This window comes from Anaerotruncus rubiinfantis (genome assembly GCF_900078395.1).
GTDB lineage: Bacteria > Bacillota > Clostridia > Oscillospirales > Ruminococcaceae > Anaerotruncus > Anaerotruncus rubiinfantis.
In genome coordinates this window covers 473,060-487,474 of the sequence record NZ_FKLA01000008.1, presented here as the reverse complement: position 1 = coordinate 487,474, position 14,415 = coordinate 473,060, and the positions used below count along the sequence as shown (strand labels likewise).

Here is a 14,415-nt window from a genome sequence, read left to right as displayed (position 1 = left end):
CCGGGCGTTTCAGCCCCGGTTTAACATACGAAAAAGGGGAGTCATAATGTACCGGGTTCTGATGGTGGACGATGATCCTTCCATTCTGGAGGTCAACCGGAAATACTTTAATTCCAAGGGGTACGATGTCTGCTGCGCGGCAAACGCGCGCGACGCCTTTGCGATCACCCGGACCGCGCAGCTCGACTGTATTGTGCTGGACGTCGATCTGCCTGATCTGGACGGGTTTGAACTTTGCGACCGCATCCGGGAAATCAGCGATCTGCCGATCATTTTCCTCTCCGCCTATACGCAGCAGCAAAGCCGCGTACGCGGGCTTTCTGTCGGTGGGGACGACTATATCTGCAAGCCGTACGATCTTGAGGAACTTGAATTGCGCTGCCGTATCCGCATCCAGCGCAGGCTCGGCGTGGAGGACAAGCAGGTGATGCAGTTTCCCGGGCTTACGATTGATATCGGCCGCCGGATCGCTTTCTGTGGCGATCAGCAGGCAAGACTCACCTCATTAGAGTTCGACATTCTGGCCTTTTTGGCCAAACATCCCGGCCAGGTATTCTCATATGAGCAGATCTATGACCGGGTATGGCGCGCACCAATCAACAGCAGCCTGCACAGCCTGCATGTCTACATGTCCAAAATCCGACAGAACATTTCCATACTCTGCCCGGAATATGAGTATATCCGCACGGTGCGCGGCAAAGGCTATGCGTTTACCCCGCCCAAGGAGGAACCATGATTTGTCGCCGGGAGCATCTTTTTTCCCGGGCGGCATTGGTTGGAGCGCTTCTAGCAGCTTTGCTGTTCTTTTTTTGCGTTTTTCAGCTCGACAACAAATATTCCGAATCCGGTCCACAGGGGGAAAACGGCGTATTCCCCTACTGCGCGGGCCAACTGAGTGAACAGCCCGCCTTTTTGATTGACGGCTGGGAGGTCTGCGCCGGGATCATCCTGCCCGAAGACTTTATAAAACAGGATGTCCGGACGGTTTCCATCGGGCAGTATTCGGATTTTTCCTTTCTGACCGGGTTCCCCTACGGCACGGCGACCTACCGGATCACACTGCGAAACATTGGAGACGCACAAACCATGACCGTTTATCTGCCGGAGGTTTTCTGCGCCGCCAAGGTTTATGTTGACCGCAAGCTGGCTGCACAATCCGGCTCTTTTTCACCTTACCGTCCGTTGGCAAGAGATTTGACCGTTACATTCCCGGCGGATGGAGACACCGAACTGGTTGTACAGGTTGCCAACTACACCCATTACCATGGCGGGCTTTTTTTTATCCCGATGCTCGGCTCACCGGATGTGGTTACCAGAATGGCCGCTATCCGGCTGGCCTTCTATGCCATGCTCTGTTTCGGTTTGCTGGCGGTTTCGCTCTTTTCTACCGCGGTGTGGGTCCTCTTCCGCCATGACCAGCCCACCTTTTGGCTGGGAGCGCTCAGCTTCGCGTATACGCTGACCGTTTCATATCCCTTTCTGCAGCTGGCACGCGTCCCTGTCGTCCGGATGCGTTACGCGCTCGAGGACGCCGCAGCTTCGGCCATGATCTTTTGCGCGGTCTGTTTTGTATCGATCCTGTCGGATGTCTGCCAGAAAAAATTCTACAGGACGTTGGTTCTGCCGGTCTGCGGCGGCTTCCTGCTTATGAGTGCAGTCGCGCCGTTATGGGTGCTGCCGCATCTCCCAGGATTCCTTCCATTCTATGATGCGCTCATCACTTTTTACGAGCTGACCGCTGCCGCCTATCTGGTGATATGCGCATTCCGGGCGGAATGTACCGGGCGGCTTCTCATGCTGACCGGCAGCGTCTTTTTCGGAACTACCCTTTTCTGCGCGGCTCTGAGCGCCGGCATCTATGAGCCGGCACAGTTTGCCTGGCCGCGCGAATACGGCGGATTTGTACTGGTCCTGATCTTCGGTATACTGATGGTGCGCCGGAACCGGCAAATTTTCCTAGAAAATGAACGGCTGACCAGCCATCTTCAGGAGGAGGTCGCTCACAAAACCCAAGGGCTTTCCACCCTGCTTGCCGAACGCAAGCAGTTTCTCTCTGACGTCACGCATGATCTGAAAATACCAATCACCTCGGTGCGCAATTATATACGGATGATCGAGCTCAGTGGCGCGCCGGTCGACGGCAAAATTCGAAGCAGCCTCGATGCGATCAGCATCAAATTTGAAGATATGAATACACGGATTGGGGATCTCCAGCGATTCACCGCGGAAGATGAAGCGCCGCTCGAAATGCGCCCGATATGCTTGAATGAGCTGCTTGCCGATTATCATCGGCTGAACAGGCCCGATGTGGAGGTAACTGGAGCGGATTTTCTGCTGCACCTGCCGGTCCGGCAATATTTTATCCGTGGCGACCGCGACCGGCTCTGCCGGCTGCTGGAAAATCTGGTCTACAATGCCGTCAGCTTTGTCGGCGAAGGCGATTCCATTTCCCTTTCACTGGAAGGCAGCCGGACAACGGCGGTTATCAAGATTTCGGATACCGGCCCAGGTATTCCTGAATCGGCCCTCCCGAACCTGTTCAAGCGGTTTTACAGCACCCGGCCGGAAGGCGGCGGCCGCGGGCTTGGACTTTTCATTGCAAAGTCGATTGCGCTCGAACATGGCGGGGACATTTCCGTAACCTCCACAGAAGGCAAAGGCACTACATTCTCAATCTGTTTTCCTCTGGAACCTGACCGGTGACAAAAAAGCCGGCGTGCTTAGAGCACGCCGGCTTTTCGTTTATTTGTGTCCTGTCCACAGCTTTTTCAGGCCGGCACGCAGTGCCGGACAGTTGACCGCAACAGCCACGCCGCAGATCAGCAGCAGGAGAACCGCCGTCCCACCCACAGTGTCCCTAGCCTGCTCTTCCCTGGACAAACCCGGCGCTTGCGCTCCGGTTTGCACCGCTTCCGTTTCATCCGGCATGGAATCCGCAGGCACGGAGCGGGCCTGTTCCGGATCAACGGATCGCGGCTCATCGGACGCACGCAGATCCGAAACAGACGGCCCGGCTCCACCTGCCGCGGCCGCGATGACAATATCCTGCGCGTACATCGGAAATGCCGTCCCCATCACCTGCAGGACTGCAAAGACAGCCATGAAAAAAGCTACCGGCCGAATGCGGTGCATCGGGTTTCCTCCCAACCAAAATTGTTTTCTTGGTCCTGCGCGGTGTTGGCTCCAACTTTACGGCCGCACCAGAGCATTGATGGTACGGATACTTTTCAGGAAGCTTTCCCCATTCCCGCGCTTGATCCGCAGGCTGCTCACCAGTACACACCCAGCCGGAACCGATTCCCCGCCTTCCGGCGGGACAAAATTGAACGGCTGATGAATGACATACGGTTCCCCTTCGTAAGCACCGAGATACATCACAATGTGGCCGCGCATCTCCAGCAGAGCGCCCGCGGGCATACTGAGGATTTCCGCGGTCTTTTCCGCATCCGACAGCTCAGCGGCGGGGATGCGCCTGCCCTCTACCGCCGCCTGATTGTTTGCATTTCGGGGCAGATCGATTCCAAAACAGCGATAGACATCCAGCACATATCCGGAGCAGTCGCGGGCATTCCAAAGGTTGCTCCAGCCATAGCGCTCCCCAAGCAGCTTAAAGCAGAGCTCCACCAGATTGCGCTGGGTATATGGCAAAAAACCAACCGAAACATCCAGATTATATGGGACGCGCACCGGCGTGAGGATGAGCCCGCCGTCCGGCCCGCGCACCGGAAACTGCACCACGTGGCTGGTCACTGTGGAAAAGCCGTCGATTTCGGCAGGCTTTTTTGCAATAAGCGGCAGACGGGTCCCCATTGTCAATTCCCTGCGCGATACCGCCGGATTTTCCAGGCTGTAATCAAGCAAAACCCGATTTCCAGTAACTACCAGCCAGTTTTGGGGATTTCCAAACGAAAGCCAGTCGTCCCGGCCGGTGAAAGCGATCTCCAAAGCGGCAACCCATCCGAGATAATTGTAAGCCTGGACCAGCAGCCATTCCTCATCGGTGGAAACATGCAGCACCGCCACGCGTTCGCCGGTTTTCAGCACAGTCTCGCAGTTGAGGTCAAAGTTCACGTCATCCTGCAGGTCATAGGAAACGTCATAGGTAGGCCAAGTTCGAAGCTGCGCCTCCCCGGTAACCACGCCCCAACGCACGGCATTCTGCTCCTGCACCGCGATTTCGTTCCGGTTTTGCATAAGGGCCGCGTAATATTCCGGGCCAAGCTGCCGGGAGCCGATATAGCGCGGCTCCTTTGGGATTTCATACGCCCGGATCCTGGCGAGCAGTTCGTCCCGCGTCAGGGTTTCGGGATATTTTTCCAGATTGGCGCAGGCTGTGTCCGGCGTCTGCGGGATCATCCGATTGAATTCCGCAATTTCCTGCGGGGTAAGCAGGACTTCATCCGGATTCGGTATCCTTGCAATCCAGAACGCAGGATCATTCATTTCCAGATAGGCATCCGCAAAAGTCTTTTCGCCCTGCACGCCAGGAGTCTGGCTCGGCTCGGAAGGAGAAACAGCCGCCTGCTGGGAACTGCCGGCGGATTCCGCCGGCTCGGACGGCTGAACGTCAGAATTTCCGGGAGAACATCCGCCTATCAGCAGCAGGGCGGCCATCAAAAGTGCCTGTCGTTTCATCCGGTACCTCCTCTTTTTCTGTATAGTTATTTTAATAATAACATATATGTTTTCTTTTTGCAGTTATCCCTCCCAACAAACATTCCTTTTCTTGGAAAATGAGCAAATATTGAGAATCCGTCCAAACGAAAAGCCACTCCTGATACACCGGAAACTGTGCCCTCCGGAATGATATCCGGGATGATTGCAGAGGATTTTTATACTATTTTAACAAATAACGCTTCGTTTCTAAGTGCACATTAACGAACCATATGATATTCTAAAGCCACAAAGAAAAGATACCAACACCAATTAAAAAACAAAAGGAGTTATCATTATGGGAACTTATGTATTATACAGAATCTGCATGGCCATTTCGGTTGTCATCCTGACTGCGCTTGTTTTGAACGGCGCCAAGCTGATCCACAAGATCTATCGAAGCTATTTTCTCCAGCACACCACGGGACCGAACCTGCCGGGTTCTTCTGAAAAACTTCCGGCTCACCGGGCCGCGTAAATCCCAAGCTTTTCCTCTTCATATCCTTTTCATGGGGCCCGCCGCCGTGCGGGTCCCTTTTTTCTGGCCATCAGCCGGCCGTGAGGAAAAGCAGCCAAAACCCCCGCCGGAAGATTCCCGGCGGGGGATAGGCCCGCATTTAAAACATCCGGTTTTTCAGGACGCCTGCCAGCGTAAACAGTAGGAACATCACAATGTTCGCAACCACGATGGTCGCGCCAGCGGGTGTGGAAAAAGCAAACGACCCAAGCATCCCGCCAAAAAAGCAGATTACCGAAACAGCGGCCGCGGTGACTACCACGCCTTTAAAACTGCGGCAGACACGCATGGCGGTGAGCGCGGGAAAAATGATGAGGCTTGATATGAGCATCGCGCCCATAATCCGCATACCAACCACGATGGTCACAGCGGTCAGCAAGGCGATCAGCATATTGTAGATCCTCGCGTTGGTGCCGGTGGCCTGCGCGAACGCCTCGTCAAAGGTCACCGCAAAAATCTTATTATAAAAGAGTACGAACAGCACCAGCACAAATGCCGAAAGCACCAGCGACAGGAACACATCCCCTTTGCTCATCGCAAGGATGCTGCCGAACAGATAGCCGTTTACATCGGCATTCATTCCGGAGGTGAGCGAGGTGACAATCACGCCGATTGCCAGCGCGCTCGAAGCGATAAGCCCGATGGCCGCGTCGCCCTTGATTTTACTCTGTTCGCTGAGGCGCAGAAGCAGGAATGCCGCAAGGATCACCACCGGCGTGGAAACGGCCAGTGGTGCGACATTCAACGCCATCGCAACCGACAGCGCGCCAAAGCCCACATGCGAAAGCCCATCCCCAATCATCGAATAGCGCTTGAGGACTAAGCTCACCCCCAGCAGCGCCGCACAAAGCGCGACCAGTGTGCCCACGATGACCGCGCGGGTAAGAAAACCATACGAAAAAAGTCCGCGGACCAGCTCAATCATGGCAGTCACCTCCCAGAAAACGGCGGCAGATGTCGCTCTTCAGATACTCCGCGGACGATCCGTAGAACCGGACTGTCGTATCCATGTGCAGGATCTTGCCCGCATTATGGACCGAACAGTTGATGTCATGCGAAACCATGATAACCGTCACGCCATCCTGGTTGAGGGCGCGCAGCAGCGTGTACATATCCGCCGTCACAACCGGGTCGAGCCCGGTGACCGGCTCGTCAAGCAGCAGCAGCTTCTCGGTCGCGCAAAGCGCCCGTGCCAAAAGCACCCGCTGCTGCTGGCCGCCCGAAAGGTCGCGGTAAGATTTTCGGCTAAGGCCGCCGATCCCAAGCCGCTCGATGTTCTGCGCCGCAATTCTGCGTTCCTTCTCGGAATAAAACGGGCGCAGACCCCGCCGGTTGAGGCATCCGGACAGCACAACCTCCCGGACCGAAGCCGGAAAGTCCCGCTGGACGACCGTCTGCTGCGGCAGATAGCCGATCCGATCGCGGGTAAGCCCGCCGCCAAAGGTGATCGTTCCGGCACTGGGCTGCATCAGGCCGAGCAGCCCTTTGAGCAGGGTGCTTTTTCCGGACCCGTTTTCACCAACAATACAGACGTAGTCGCCTTCCTCGATATCAAAACTGACATTTTCGACCGCCAACTGGTTTTCATAGCGCATGCTGACGTTTTTACAGGAGATGAGCGTCATCCGTTGAGTCCCTCCTTCAGGTTTTCGGCATTCTGCCGCATCAGCGACAGATAAGTAGCGCCTTCCCGCAGTTCATCCCGCGACACATTGTGGCAGGAATGCAGAAGCAGCATCTTTGCGCCTGTTTCCTCGGAAATGGCCCGCGCCACTTTCGGGTCGGTCAGTTCCTCGTAGTAAATGACCGGAATCCGCTCCCTTCCAATCGTGTCAATGATCCGCGCCAGTACCTGCGCGCTCGGTTCAGTCTCATGAGAACAGGAATCGAACGCCGCCGTGTAGTCAAGCCCATACCGCTCGGCAAAATAATGCAGCGCGAACCGCCCGCCAAAGACGATCTCCCTGCGTTTTCCATGAGAAACAATTTCGGAAAATTCCCGGTCGAGCGCTGCAAGAGCTTCAAGATAGTCCCGTTCGTTCCCGCGGTAAAAGGCTTCGCCTTCCGGGTCCGCCGCGCAGAGCGCATCCGCGAGGTTTTGCACCATCTGCCGCGCGTTCACCGGGTCGGTCCAGATGTGCGGATCATATCCGCCGTGCCCATGATCCGCGTGGGCGGCATGCTCCGTCTCGGTTTCGCCCGCGTGGTCATGGTCCTCCGGGTCGAGCACGATGCCCGTGGAAATATCGAGCACATCGCCGCCCATCTCCACACCGTCCAAAATATTCTGCGCCCACGGTTCCATATACTGCCCGGTGTATACGAACAGGTCCGCGTTTGCGATTTTGATGATATCAGCCGGCGTCGGTTCATAAGAATGACTCTCCACGCCAGGGGGAAGCAGCAATGTGACTTCCGCCCGTTCCCCGGCAAGCTGCCGGGCAAAATCGTACTGCGGAAACAGGGTTGTCACGATCCTCAGCCGTCCGGCCGCCGGTTCTTCCGGAGCCGCGCATCCGGCGGCGGATGCCGCCAGCGCGGCCGAAAGCAGCGCTGCGCAAATTTTTTTCAAGAACTGCATGATCTACCTCTTAAGCTTTTTGTGCGCAGGACTCACAGAACCCATAAAGCACCGTCTTTGTGTTATCAATGGTGAAATGATGATGCTCCAGAACATGCCGCGCGACCTCGTCGAGATAGTCGCACTCAACATGGATGAGCCTGCCGCATCCGATGCATTTGAGATGGAAATGTTCCCGGCAGGCTGTGCCTTTCCCGGCATACTGGTAGCAGGCCCCCGCGCCTTCTTCCAAAAAGTACCTGCGCACCGCGCCCTGCACGACCAGCCGGTCGAGGCAGCGGTAGACGGTGGAGCGCCCGACCGGTGAACCCTGTCCACGCAGGTAATCCACCACCTCGTCGACGCTCAAATGCCGTTCACGATTGGCTACCAAAAACTGTTCTATCAATTCCCGCTGCCGTGTCCGGTATCCGCCTGAGCCTTCCATAGCGCTCCCTCCAATTTGAATTTGAATTTCAATTTCAAATTTTACGCGCAGTTTCTCACTTTGTCAAGCGGATTCTGCACTTTTCCCGCGTGGAATATACATTTTCCCCAAATGAAAACGGGCCCACAAGCTTTGTGGGCCCGCTGAAGGGGCTGCCGCATAGGAAAAATTATGCTTTTCCGGCGTCGGAAACAGCTTCCCGCGCCGCTTCCAAGATTTCCTTTTTCACCTGCGGATCGATCCTGCGCGGGATCGGCTGCGGCATCGCCACATAAAATCCCTGCAGGTAATCCACGCCGCTGCGCACCAGCGTCTCCATCTCGGCATGGGTCTCGACCCCTTCCGCAATCACCTTGATCCCGCGCGCTTTGGAATAGGAGATGAGGTTTTGCAGGATATTCTGACGGTTTACGTCACTGTCAATGTTGCGCACGATCGAGATATCGATTTTTACAAAATCCGGGCTGATCGAAAGCAGCGCCACATCACTGTTATAGCCGGTTCCAAAATCATCCAGCGCGATCTTGGCATACCAGCGCCGGGCCATCTCCCGTTTGCAGCGGGTGCAATCCTCTCCGGATTTCTCCTCTTCGGTGAACTCCACGACCACACGCGGCAGCATCGGCGCGTATTTGTCCTGCACCGTTTTGATATCCGTCTCGTTGAGGATCTGGTTCGCGATCGAGTTGATAAACAGACAGGTTTTCGGGTCGACGCAGGTAAGCTTGCTGAAGCATTCCAGGCTTTTGCGCCATGTGAGCCGTTCGATACTGTAAAGCTTCGATTGGCTTTTTGCAAGCGCCAGAATTTCCAATGGGGATTTGATGGTCGGCAGAGTCGACCGCATCAGCGCCTCGTAACCAAAAATCTCACCGTTTCTCGCGTCGACAATCGGTTGGAAATGATAGGTCACCAGCTCTCCGTCAATCAGGCGGTTGAGCTCCTCCTTGTTGTGCAGCAGATAGGAATCGCGGTTGTAGCTTTCCATGTCAAACTCGTTGAATTCGCCCTTGGTGGTGTTCTTGACCTTATACATGGCGAAGTCCGCATATTTGATCAGCATCTCGTACGAACCGGAATCGTCCGGATACCAGGCAATCCCTGCGGACGCGCGCACCCTGAATACTTCATTGTCAGGCAGCGGGAACTCGGTGGACTGAATGCCGTTATGAATCCCCGCGATCACTCCGCGGACTTCTTCACGGGAATGGTATCCATACAGGAACACATAGAATTCGTCGCCCGACATGCGCGAAACCAGCGCATGGTATGGGGTGTGGCGTTTGAGGGCATTGGCCATACAGCGGATGTATTCGTCACCGTAATCGTGCCCATAACTGTCGTTGATGAATTTGAGGTTATCCAGGTCGAGCATGATCAGCGCGCCGATCCCCAGTTCCTGCGGATTTTCAAAGTGCTTGGACAGCTCGGTGGTAAAAGCGCGGCGATTGAGCAGGTTGGTCAACAGGTCATAGTCGCGTTCCCGTTCAATCTTGCGCCGTTCGAGCACCTCCTGGGTGATGTCGCTCACAACGCCCATGGCTTTTCCGTTTTCCTCAACGACCTTCAGGCGCACCCAATGCGTCCCTTTCACCTCATTATAAAGCCGCAGAATCCTCGTTTGTCCGCCATCCCGGCGTTCCTCCACCCGGTCCCCCATTGCGGCTATCAGGTTCTGGAATTCTACAGAATCGATCGTGCCATCCTGCGCAAGCTCCGCCCGGATATCGAGCAGCACGAAGAAACGCTCCGTACAGTAAACCCGTCCAGTATCCGGCAGATACTCAAACGCTCCGATCGGGACGCCGGCTATATCAATAATTTGAGAAAGACGGTTTGCCGCCTGCACGACACGATCGCTGAGCGATTCGATCGCGCCGGCGAGCTCGTCGACTTCATAAATATTGATCTTTTCGAGCTGGAGCGGCTTCAGCGGATCGCTTTCCCGCACCTGCCGCACCATCCGGATGACCGGCCGCGCAAGCAACAGACTGGCAAACCACGCGGCAAGCAGCCCAATCAGGAGCGAAATACCCCAAGTGCCCCAGACCGACCGCGCTACCCCATCCGAAAAGCCGAGCAGCTGTTTGCGCTCAAGGATCCCGATAAGCGCCCAGCGTTCATATTCAAACGGCGTGTTGCTGTTATAAAGGGTGAGGTACTGTACGCATCCGTAGACCGGCTGGTCAGTCCGTTCGGTGGGCAGCAGCTCGTAGCTGTTGCCATAAACCGGCGTCCTGGAGAAACCGACTGAAGGCTCTCCGCCGAACAGATGGGTAAAAGCCGGCCCCGTCGAGAGAACCACATCAAAATTCATATCCTGGCTGTCATCCAAACCGAGCAGATACATTCCCTTTTTATCCGCGTTGATCTCCTGGTAAGGAATCAGCGAACGCAGATAATCAAGGGTGATCTCCACTCCTATCACGCCGTAAATTCCCCCGGTTCCGCTGCGCAGCGGGATCGAATAGGTGATCACTCCGAGCCCGGTTTCATCCAGCCGGAAAGGCCCGCACCAATAGCCCAGGTCCTCCTCCCCAATATCCGGGTGCTTCATCGCAGCCTCAAACGGCTTATGGTAAAAGTCCCAATGCTTCTTGTCCTGCGGGTCAAACTGCATGTGCGCCTGCCATTTGGAATCAAGCGAAATGCCCAGTGCTTTTGTAACGCTTGGCGGCGCATATTCTATGAGCAGGTCTGAATTGTCCGCGAGGTAGGTGGTTGGGTCCATGTCACGAATATAAAGCGCGGTTTTCTGCAGCTTCCCCAGCGCGTCGTATTGGTCCTTTTTCCCTTCGAGAATCAGGAATGCGCCGGTCACGGAATTCTGCCGCATCAGGCCGATCAGCTGATCCGACGCGCCCAGCAGGATCTTGCTTTCCAGCGCGGAGTCCATCCCATGGTAATCCCCACTTCTGCGTTCTCCCGCAATGAACTCGGAAATCGTTCCGCGGATGGCATCCGCCGTCTGTCCCACATTTGACCAACGCTGCACCATTTCGTTTTCCAGGTAATTTTTCCGGTTGATCACCTGTTCGTTCAGGATGTCAAACGCATTATTGTTCAGTTTTTCGATGGTGCCGCCCCATAAAATATTACCGGAAAAAAGCCCCGCCTGAACGATCATCGCAATCGCCATCGGAAGCAGAATTTTATTCATAATGGAATTCATCCGTTTGTGCGCTTTTTCCATATCATCCATCCACCCCGGAGACTTGTTTCCCCAATCGAGGCATGTCTTACGCGATTGCCTCCCGGACGGCGCTCACCATCTGCTCATACCAGTCTGTGAATTGCGCGTCGGTGGTAAACTCGGCCACGGCGTCCTCATGGGACACTCCCCCGGCAATTCTGTCCAGCACCCGCTGCCGGTCAGCATCCGCCTGTTTCTGCAGGCAGGTTTCCAATACATCCCGCGCGGCAGCCGAACCGCGGAACGCACGTTCGGCATACATTTCATGGGTATGCACCTCTTCAATTGCGACAGCAAAGGTCTTTTCAAGGGTTGGGGTGAACGCATCCCCTTCACTGTGCGCCATCAGAATCTTTTCCATATTGTTCGCCGCTTTTTTGACAGGGAGATATCCGGAGCTGACCGAGAAGCGGATATTGCGCTCCTCCTCGGTAAACCATTTTAGGAAGGTGACCGCGGCCAGCTCGGTCTGCGGATCGGACTTGATCACGGCCATCCCGGCGCCCTGCTGTACCGCGCTGGGCTTTGCGCCGTCAAAAATCGGGGCGGGCATCACGACCGCTTCGATCGGGTAGGATTCCGTATCGGAAAGGGTCACGGTATCCGGGAAGTAGAGCGAACCGGAAGTGGAACCCACTAGGGCAATAATATCTCCGGTTTTAGCGTCGTCCGAGCGAAAGCGCCCATAAGCGCCGAACCAGCCGTTGATATAGGGAACGTAATAGTTGTCCCACAAGCGTCGGAAAGCAGCTTCATCCGGCTCAAAAACGACAGCGCCGTCCCTGGTTTCAAAAAGCGGATGACCGGCGGTCTGATAATATCCGATCACCATATAATTGGCCATCGCATCCCGGCCGAAAAATGCTCTGCCGTCGTTTTCAATCTCCGGAGTGAGGCCATCGGTCCAGTTGTAGTAGCTTTGCGCGGCGGCCACCACACCTTCGATTGTCGCAAGGGAATCGAGATCGGCCCCGGTTTCGGCAGCGAATTTATCCCAGTCGGTTTTATTGATCATCATAATTTCGGTGGACTTGGCGGTTGGGAAGATTTTCAGCGAACCGGACGCGTCGAAACGGCCTTCCGCTATGTACCCCTCCACATACTCAGAGAGCTCCTCCGGCGTGATGTAGTCGTCCAGCGCGGCAACCAACCCCGCCTGGTCAAGGTCGTATACCGTGTCGCTGTAGGCGGCAAAGACATCCGGAACTTCTCCCGCTCCAACCTTTTTGTCGGCCGCTTCGTGCACCTTGCGGAACAGATCGTTGACATTGCCTTGGCTGAATGCCTCCACAACGATCCCCTTCTCCTGGCCGACCGTTTCGTTGAACTCGGTGACCAGTTCGTCAAAAGCCATTTTCTGCGGGCCATTATAATAGTGCCAGATTTCGACCGACACCGGATCGTCCGGATTGAGTTCCTGCTGCTGTTGCGCAGCCGGAGCGCCCGAGCAGCCAGCTGTCAGAACCGCCGTTGCCAAAAGAGCCGCCAGTAATTTTCCAAAACCGCTTCGCATCATTTCATTTCTCTCCAAACCTTACGGTATTTCGCTGCATAATTTCTTCTATTATACTTCCTTAAGATGCAAATAGCAACGGATGACTTCGATTTTGCCTTTTCCCAAGTCCGGTTATTTTTTTCTATAAAAAGAAACGTTTGTTGCAGCCCGTTTTCAGGTATATTTCACCATCAATATGTAAATTGCACAAATATTAAGAACCATCATCGTCTAAAATGGATTAAGTGCAAAGATATTTTATGAATTTCAAAAGAATATTTTATAGATTCCGGATGTGTTCCTGCCTATAATGATGACAGTGGGCCGAATGAGTTTGGGAGAACCGGTCCCACAGAAAAAAATGAAAAGAAAAATTTAGGAGGAATTTACCGATGAAAAAATCTCTGGCGCTTATCGTTGCGACCCTGATGGTTGCCACGCTGGCTGCTTGCGGTGGCAACAGCACTGCTCCGGCATCTTCTGCCGCACCTGCTTCGTCCGCTGCTCCCGCTTCGTCCGAAGCTGCTTCGTCTGAGGCCGCCTCTTCCGAAGCCGCCGCACCGGCAACCCTCGATGGGTCCGGCATCACCATCGGCGCCTGCATCTACAAATTCGACGACACCTTCATGACCGGCGTGCGCGGCAGCATGGATGATACCGCGAAAGCTCTGGGCGCAACCCTCGAGATTGTGGACTCCCAGAACAAACAGCCGACTCAGAATGACCAGGTCGATACCTACATCACCAAAGGCGTCAACGCCCTGGCAGTAAACCCGGTTGATCTGACCGCTGCCGGCCCGCTGGTTGACAAGGCGATGGCGGAAAACCTGCCGATCGTCTTCCTCAACCGCCAGCCCTCAGAGGACGATATGAACAAGTATGACAAAGCCTGGTACGTCGGCGCACGCGCCGAGGAATCCGGCACCATGTCCGGCGAGATCATCGTCGACTACTTCAAGGCCAACCCGGACGCCGACAAAAATGGCGACGGTAAAATCCAGTATATCATGCTCCAGGGCGAACAGGGCCATCAGGATGCAACCCTGCGTTCCAAATATTCCATCGAGGCGATTCAGGCCGCCGGTTACGAAGTCGAGGATCTCGGCACCGATACCGCGAACTGGGATAAAGTTCAGGCGACCGACAAAATGAAAGCGTTCATCGCTTCCGCTGGCATCGACAAAATCGAAGCGGTCCTCGCGAACAACGACGACATGGCGCTCGGCGCGATCGAAGCGTTGAAAGCCGAAGGCTACAACACCGGCGATCCCGCGAAGTTCATTCCGGTCGTTGGCGTTGACGCGACCGCCCCGGCTCTGGAATCCATGAGCAAAGGCGAGCTGCTCGGCACCGTTCTCAACGACGCACAGAACCAGGGCAAGGCGACCATCAATGTGGCTGTTGCGGCTGCGCAGGGCCTCGAGATCAGCAAAGATACCGTTGGTTACGATGTCTCCGATGCGGACGGCAACGTGGTCGCGGGCGGCAAATACATCTGGGTCCCGTACGTTAAGGTCACCACCGAAAACTACAAGGACTTCATGTAATC

12 protein-coding genes are annotated in these 14,415 nt (G+C 55.3%); 4 read left to right on the top strand and 8 right to left on the bottom strand.

From position 1 onward, the window contains the following. The first annotated feature begins 46 nt into the window (after window positions 1–46). The gene (locus tag BN4275_RS04820; RefSeq protein WP_066454693.1) at window positions 47–736 is read left to right on the top strand and encodes a response regulator transcription factor; all 690 of its coding nucleotides are present in this window, start codon (window positions 47–49) and stop codon (window positions 734–736) included. A 59-nt stretch (window positions 737–795) separates the two neighbouring features. Continuing rightward, window positions 796–2,703, top strand: a complete 1,908-nt coding sequence (locus tag BN4275_RS04815; RefSeq protein WP_161940181.1) for a sensor histidine kinase — start codon at window positions 796–798, stop codon at window positions 2,701–2,703. Window positions 2,704–2,742: 39 nt separating this feature from the next. Here the strand turns inward: BN4275_RS04815 and BN4275_RS04810 are convergent, their stop codons facing one another. Both BN4275_RS04810 and BN4275_RS04805 read right to left on the bottom strand, forming a co-directional pair. Beyond that, the gene (locus BN4275_RS04810) at window positions 2,743–3,132 is read right to left on the bottom strand and encodes a hypothetical protein (protein WP_066454687.1); all 390 of its coding nucleotides are present in this window, start codon (window positions 3,130–3,132) and stop codon (window positions 2,743–2,745) included. Between the two features lie 57 nt (window positions 3,133–3,189). Next, window positions 3,190–4,635 carry an SH3 domain-containing protein gene (locus BN4275_RS04805; RefSeq protein WP_066454685.1) on the bottom strand — a complete coding sequence of 482 codons (1,446 nt, stop codon included), beginning with the start codon at window positions 4,633–4,635 and terminating at the stop codon, window positions 3,190–3,192. Window positions 4,636–4,951: 316 nt separating this feature from the next. Between BN4275_RS04805 and BN4275_RS04800 the strand changes: the two genes are divergently transcribed. Next, window positions 4,952–5,131 (top strand): hypothetical protein, encoded by a 180-nt coding sequence (locus BN4275_RS04800; RefSeq protein ID WP_066454683.1) that lies wholly within the window; start codon window positions 4,952–4,954, stop codon window positions 5,129–5,131. Between the two features lie 139 nt (window positions 5,132–5,270). Here BN4275_RS04800 and BN4275_RS04795 read toward each other — a convergent pair whose 3' ends face one another. The 6 genes from BN4275_RS04795 to BN4275_RS04770 all read right to left on the bottom strand — a co-directional run bounded on the left by BN4275_RS04795 (window position 5,271) and on the right by BN4275_RS04770 (window position 12,887). After that, the gene (locus tag BN4275_RS04795; RefSeq protein WP_066454680.1) at window positions 5,271–6,095 is read right to left on the bottom strand and encodes a metal ABC transporter permease; all 825 of its coding nucleotides are present in this window, start codon (window positions 6,093–6,095) and stop codon (window positions 5,271–5,273) included. Next, the gene (locus BN4275_RS04790) at window positions 6,088–6,795 is read right to left on the bottom strand and encodes a metal ABC transporter ATP-binding protein (protein ID WP_066454678.1); all 708 of its coding nucleotides are present in this window, start codon (window positions 6,793–6,795) and stop codon (window positions 6,088–6,090) included. Before BN4275_RS04790 ends, BN4275_RS04795 begins: the two co-directional genes overlap by 8 nt. Further along, window positions 6,792–7,751 (bottom strand): metal ABC transporter substrate-binding protein, encoded by a 960-nt coding sequence (locus tag BN4275_RS04785; RefSeq protein WP_066454674.1) that lies wholly within the window; start codon window positions 7,749–7,751, stop codon window positions 6,792–6,794. The genes BN4275_RS04790 and BN4275_RS04785 overlap by 4 nt, the downstream gene beginning before the upstream one ends. Before the next feature lie 10 nt (window positions 7,752–7,761). After that, window positions 7,762–8,178 carry a Fur family transcriptional regulator gene (locus tag BN4275_RS04780; RefSeq protein ID WP_066454669.1) on the bottom strand — a complete coding sequence of 139 codons (417 nt, stop codon included), beginning with the start codon at window positions 8,176–8,178 and terminating at the stop codon, window positions 7,762–7,764. Window positions 8,179–8,347: 169 nt separating this feature from the next. Beyond that, complete coding sequence (locus tag BN4275_RS04775; RefSeq protein ID WP_161940180.1) at window positions 8,348–11,338, bottom strand: EAL domain-containing protein; 2,991 nt, start codon at window positions 11,336–11,338, stop codon at window positions 8,348–8,350. Window positions 11,339–11,417: 79 nt separating this feature from the next. Continuing rightward, window positions 11,418–12,887, bottom strand: a complete 1,470-nt coding sequence (locus tag BN4275_RS04770; RefSeq protein WP_066454663.1) for an extracellular solute-binding protein — start codon at window positions 12,885–12,887, stop codon at window positions 11,418–11,420. A gap of 371 nt (window positions 12,888–13,258) precedes the next feature. On the opposite strand from BN4275_RS04770, the gene BN4275_RS04765 reads away from it, so the two are divergent. Further along, window positions 13,259–14,413, top strand: a complete 1,155-nt coding sequence (locus BN4275_RS04765) for a galactose ABC transporter substrate-binding protein (protein ID WP_066454662.1) — start codon at window positions 13,259–13,261, stop codon at window positions 14,411–14,413. The last annotated feature ends 2 nt before the right edge of the window (window positions 14,414–14,415 follow it).